Genomic DNA, 5,992 nt, shown 5'->3' on the forward strand with positions numbered 1-5,992 from the left:
TTCATGAATTAGTAGAAGATTTCTATAGTGACTATATCTTTAAAAACGATATTATTATTTGTGCATAGAAACAAATCTCATTTAAACATTTAAATTATGATTTTTCTAAAGTTATTTTTAAGTTTAATTAAGAAGGCCTCGTATTTCACGAGGTCTTAATTTTTGTTTATAACAACGTAATATAAATATTAAACCCTTTAAAAATTAAACTAATTGTCATATAATTAGATATATCTTATTACATAAGAAAGGATAAATATATGAATAATAAAACAGCTTTAATAACAGGCTCATCTCGTGGCATCGGTCGTGCAATGGTAAAGCTATTTGCTAAAAGCGGATACAATGTATTAATAAATTATAATAAATCTGAAAAAGAAGCTAGCGAACTTTATAATGAATTAAAATCTGAGGGGTGTTTTGTAACTCTTTATAAGGCAGATGTGTCTAATGTACATGAAGTAAATTCAATGATTAAGTTTTGTATTGGTGAGTTTGGAAAAATTGATGTATTAATTAATAATGCGGGCATGAGTAAAGATAAGTTATTTACAGATATAACAAATGAAGATTGGCATGAAATGATTAATGTTAATTTAAATAGTGTTTTCTACACTACTCAAATGGCACTTAAATATATGATACCTGAGCACAGTGGTAAAATAATAAATATTTCTTCTATTTGGGGAATGGTTGGTGGTTCTTATGAGGTTCATTACTCAACATCAAAAGCAGCTGTAATAGGTATGACGAAGGCTCTTGCTAAAGAATTAGGCCCTTCTAATATTCAAGTTAATTGTATAGCGCCAGGTATTATACAAACAGATATGATAAATAATGTAAGTGATGAAATATTAGAAATTCTTAAAGACGAAACTCCTCTAATGAGACTTGGAACTCCTGAAGATATTGCAAACTGTGCACTATTTTTAGCAAGTGATAATTCTAACTTTATAACAGGACAAGTAATAAGTCCAAATGGTGGATTTGTTATTACATAATATTAAAGCTCTGGTTGATTAATCCAGAGCTTTAATACTATGTATATTTATTAAACTGAGTAAACATCTGAAAATTCTACATTGCATTTTTCAATTCTTAAATGTTCTTTATCTTTTTTTACATATTCAATATCATTTACTTCTACTAGTTTAGTTGGAATCTCAAATATAAACTCTGAGCCAACTCCAAGCTCACTTTTAGCATATATACTTCCTCCATGCATTTCTACTAATGATTTTACTAATGATAATCCTATTCCACTACCTTCACACCTTTTACTGTATTGACTATCATCTTGTACATATCTTTCAAATATGTATGGTAATTTTTCTTTGCTAATACCACTGCCACTATCTTTTATAGAAACAATTACTTTAGAATCAATAACTTTCATATAAACGTTTATTTTCCCACCATGATCTGTATATTTAATTGCATTTGAAAGTAAATTAAGTACAATTCTTTCTATTTTATCTGGATCACACGCTAGTATTGTTTCTTCTGAATCTGTATCAAATATAAGATTTATGCCCTTTTCTTCCATATAGCTAGATACCGATAAAGTTATTTCTTCTATTATATTTATAATATCATGATTTCCAAGTTGCAATTCATAATATCCTGTTTCTATTCTACTTATATCTATAAGATTATTTGCTAGTCTTAATAATCTATATGAATTTTGCTTTATACATTTAGTATATCTTTCTAAGTCTATTTCATTTTTAGATATAATATTATCCTCAATTATATTTCGTTCTAACAACTGCATAGTTCCAAGTATTATATTTAATGGTGTTTTAAATTCATGTGATATATTTGTGAAAAATTCATTTTTGATACTTTCTATGTGTGATACTTCTTCTATGTTTTTAGATATGATAAATATAGATTTTTCGCAATTAAAAGTATTACTAATTATATTACTGGTTAGCAATACTTTTTCTTTATCTCTGTTGTAAAGAATTAATTCAATGTCAGATTTTTTATTTGTATTAACATTTTTCATAAAATCAAAATTCTTATTAAATAATATAGTATTTATATTTATATTGTCTAATTCATTATTATTATACTTTAATTTAGTTAATAAAGTTTGGTTACAAAACTTTATTAATCCATCTTTATTAATAACTAATATATAGTCATTAATTGCATTTAAAATATCTATCATTAATCGTATTCCCCCTAAAACCCTTACCATAAATTCTCTTTATATATTTATATTATAGCAGGTTACTTTGCTTAAAAGTATATTTAATGGTATTTTTTGTTAATAAAATATTCTTTTGTGTTAATAAATTTCACTATTTTGTTGATAATTATATATTTTCAGTTAGTATTTTATATTTTTTTGTTAATAATTCTCACTTTATATCTTAATAATAAATAAATATGTCTTTAAATATTTTGAGTATTTACTAATTTTATGGTAATATTAATAAATGAAAATTATAGAAAGACATAGGTGATTTAATGGACTTATTACAATTTGCAAATCCAAATTTATTTAAGAGTATATCTCTTGATCAAGAGACTTTAATATTAGAAAGTAAAGACTCTAAATATACATTTCATATAAATTTTAAAGATGAAATAAAAGGTGTAGATTTTTATGAGTTAGCTATTGCTACTCAAACTTCTTCTGGATACATAAATAAATCTGGAACTGCTAAGATTATTCAAAAATTCGTATTAGATATACTTAGTAATAAAAATACAAATCTTAAGGATGATTCTCCTAAAGTTGAAAATAAAAAAATTGTTTCTAAAAAGAAAGTTACAAATAAACCTAGTAATAAAAAGTTTTATCAAAATATAAAACGTTAATTATTAAAATAGCTTTATAATAAATTCTATTTAGTTATATAATAAAGCTTAACAAAATAACATGGATATACTTTTAAGTACATTCATGTTATTTTATAAATTATCATTTACAAAATCCAGCTTCTTCATTTGTCATTATATTACTTGAAAAACAAAGTGGGCAAGATATTTTGCTTTGTGTATAATTTATAGTATAAATTTCTCCGCATACCGCACATCTAAATTTACATAATGTAGTTATTTTATTTTCAATAGGTTTTAGATCAATAATTTTAATAGTTTTACCTTCAATCAAAGCTGTAGCAATTTTTTTTCTAGCATTAGTTATTAATTCTTCAAACTCATGCATTGATATTTTCATTTTTTTAGCACATTTTTTATCTTTCAATCCATATACATCAATAAGCTTTATTGCTTGCATTTCCTTTGATGTTATTTCAACTTCTTCTATTTTTTCATCTTTTGTTTGTTGTGGAATAAAACATTTTAAATCCATTTTAAATTCCCCCTAAACAAATATCTATAACTATATTATGAATTAATATTATAAAGTGTTAAAAAGTGTACGATTAAAGATATAGCTCTTTGTACACTTTAAGAAAACCAGATGCTAGTTTGTCCACCTTTTCGTTCCAATTCTTGCCTTTACCTTCATCTGGACAATAACTTACTTGTACATCATCTACTGATAAACCTCTGTAATACATTCCTCCCTCTGTAAGATAATTCTTTGATATGTGTCTTGCAGTTTGTAAAATAGATTCATATTGGCTTGGAAATAGCCTTCCCTCTGAATCATCACTATAAACTTCATATCCAGTTAAATTATTATCTTCTATAGCTCTTCTTGATGTCGCAAATCCACTTTCAAGAGCTACTATAGCAGCCATTGTAAAAGCATTAACTCCATGTTGATTTTCTGCATCTACTAATGCATCTGATAAATGTGCCATTGTAGATGCTCCTTTATAATTCATAAGTACAGTTTCTAATTCTTCTTTAGTTATGCCACTAGCTAAAGTTATATCACTTCTACTATATACTACATTTAACTTTCTTTGTTCTTCTAATTCTTCTTGTGTAGGCTTTTTTGTTTCTATAGGTTCAGTACTAGTATTTCCAATATCTTCTTTAGTTATATCTAAGATTTCACTCATAACTTTTACTGAGCTTAAATTTGAATCATTTTCTGTATTACTTCCTAATGATGAATTAAATCCCACTATAATAGATGACAAACATATTAAGCTAACCACTTTCTTACTAAATCTCATATTATTTGTCTCCTTGCACTTAAAGTCCCTATTTCCTCATATACTAATTCAATACTATATTTTGTATTTCCTTTATAAAATTTGTTACTGTATTTTTAGGAAATTCTATTTATTTTATAAAATATATTTTTCGACTTTTATTTATATATATTTCGATTAGACATGATATTTGTATTTTAGTTTTGCTATTTTGTGATATCATATTATGTTATTTATTCTTGTACATTTTTTTTACATATAATCACTAAATAATTAAAATTAAATAAGCCCACATAAATGTGAGCTTGTTTAATTAGGAGATTATTAACTTATTAGCTGACTTTCCTATATATTATTTTTAGCATTTTCATAAAATTCGTCTATATTAACTACTTTATAATTTAATCTTGAATATTCTGCTGCAAAAGCTATTACATGACTTTCTACAGATTGTGTTGCTTCAGTCTTTAACTCTCCATCATTAGAAGTTATCAAAGATATAAAATCCTTCATAAGAGAATAATCTCCGCCCCCATGACCACTTTTATTTACTTTTGGATGTATTACTGTATGTGAATTATCTCCAAATTTATATACATCTATTATATTTTTCATATGATTTCCACCAACTTCTCCATGGGTAAACATAAGCTTTATTGTTCTAGTACATTCTTCTGTAAAAGCACATAAATTAAAAGTAGCACTTATATTGTTTTCAAATTCTAATATACTTACCATATGATCAACAACATTATTATCACATTTATAGACACATCTACCATAAGGACCTGTTTTTATAGCATTCTTTAAATTTTCTTTAGTTGGATTTAAATGAACTGCATTTAAAGATCTAATTAACTTATCATCTTCTAAATATATTTTAATAGCTGAGTATTGGCAAGTATTATTTATTTCACAATCTACACATTTATGAGCCATATCTTTCTTAAAGTTTTTCAATTTCATATGGCTTAAATTTCCAAAAGATGATATATATTTACACTTACTTCCAGATAACCATAGTAATATATCTAAATCATGACAGCTTTTAGCTAATATAAGAGGACTTGTTTCATTACTATTTCTCCAATTCCCCCTTGTATAACTATGAGCAAAATGCCAATACCCTATATTTTCATTATGTTGTATACTTACTAACTCTCCTAATTCTTTACTATCTACTATTCTTTTTAATTCACTAAAAAATGGAGTATATCTTAATACATGACATATCATAAATACTTGATTATTATATTTTTGAGATAATTCACCTAATTTTATTACTTTATCTAAATCATTTGACATTGGCTTTTCTAAAAGAACATGATATCCCTTTTCTAAGGCTAGTTTGGCTGGTTCATAATGTGATTCATCATTATTAGCTATTATTATAGCATCTGCTATTTTATCATTTACTAATAAATCTTCCCAAGTTGTAAATATATTTTCATCATATATGTTATACATTTCTTTGAATAAATCTCTTTTTTCTTTAATAGGCTCTGCGACTGCGACTACTTCTCCTAGTTCTGGATTTTCTAATAAATAAGGTGTATATGCATACATCCCTCTGCATCCTGCTCCTATTATAGCTATTGTTATTTTTTTCATACTATCTCCCCTATATATAATATATGTATTCTATTATATATATTTATTTTAATATGACTCTTAATATACTGTAATAACATTTACACTCAAATAAAAACTGAGATAATTTATTATCAATACCTAAATCATCTCAGTTTACATTTATAATACTCAGTAATCATTTAGTAAAATAGTATTGTCTTACTAAATGCAAAAAATTCTCTTGTATAATATACTGGTATAAAAGAAGCTTTTGATTTGCTAGTATAAAAAGTTACGTTTTTATATCCATTTCTTTCTGATAGTATAAAGCTTCT

Annotated in this window: 6 protein-coding genes; 2 read left to right on the top strand and 4 right to left on the bottom strand. The window is 25.2% G+C overall.

What is annotated here, in order from left to right; genetic code table 11:
- Window positions 1-260 precede the first annotated feature (260 nt).
- Window positions 261-1,001 carry an elongation factor P 5-aminopentanone reductase gene (gene ymfI, locus VLM92_RS06105; RefSeq protein WP_325275458.1) on the top strand — a complete coding sequence of 247 codons (741 nt, stop codon included), beginning with the start codon at window positions 261-263 and terminating at the stop codon, window positions 999-1,001.
- Window positions 1,002-1,051: 50 nt separating this feature from the next.
- Here the strand turns inward: ymfI and VLM92_RS06110 are convergent, their stop codons facing one another.
- On the bottom strand, window positions 1,052-2,176 hold the full coding sequence (locus VLM92_RS06110) for a HAMP domain-containing sensor histidine kinase (RefSeq protein WP_325275459.1): 1,125 nt from the start codon (window positions 2,174-2,176) through the stop codon (window positions 1,052-1,054).
- A gap of 302 nt (window positions 2,177-2,478) precedes the next feature.
- Here VLM92_RS06110 and VLM92_RS06115 point away from each other — a divergent pair, with 302 nt between their 5' ends.
- Window positions 2,479-2,832 carry a hypothetical protein gene (locus VLM92_RS06115; protein ID WP_325275460.1) on the top strand — a complete coding sequence of 118 codons (354 nt, stop codon included), beginning with the start codon at window positions 2,479-2,481 and terminating at the stop codon, window positions 2,830-2,832.
- A 103-nt stretch (window positions 2,833-2,935) separates the two neighbouring features.
- Here the strand turns inward: VLM92_RS06115 and VLM92_RS06120 are convergent, their stop codons facing one another.
- From VLM92_RS06120 to VLM92_RS06130, 3 genes are all read right to left on the bottom strand, one after another.
- Window positions 2,936-3,328: a DUF134 domain-containing protein gene (locus VLM92_RS06120; RefSeq protein ID WP_325275461.1), complete on the bottom strand. Its 393-nt coding sequence runs from the start codon at window positions 3,326-3,328 to the stop codon at window positions 2,936-2,938.
- Between the two features lie 73 nt (window positions 3,329-3,401).
- Window positions 3,402-4,106 (bottom strand): glucosaminidase domain-containing protein, encoded by a 705-nt coding sequence (locus VLM92_RS06125; protein ID WP_325275462.1) that lies wholly within the window; start codon window positions 4,104-4,106, stop codon window positions 3,402-3,404.
- A 324-nt stretch (window positions 4,107-4,430) separates the two neighbouring features.
- Window positions 4,431-5,696, bottom strand: coding sequence for a Gfo/Idh/MocA family oxidoreductase (locus tag VLM92_RS06130; protein WP_325275463.1), 1,266 nt, complete (start codon window positions 5,694-5,696; stop codon window positions 4,431-4,433).
- Window positions 5,697-5,992 lie beyond the last annotated feature (296 nt).

This window comes from Romboutsia sp., assembly GCF_035470145.1.
Lineage (GTDB): Bacteria > Bacillota > Clostridia > Peptostreptococcales > Peptostreptococcaceae > Romboutsia_D.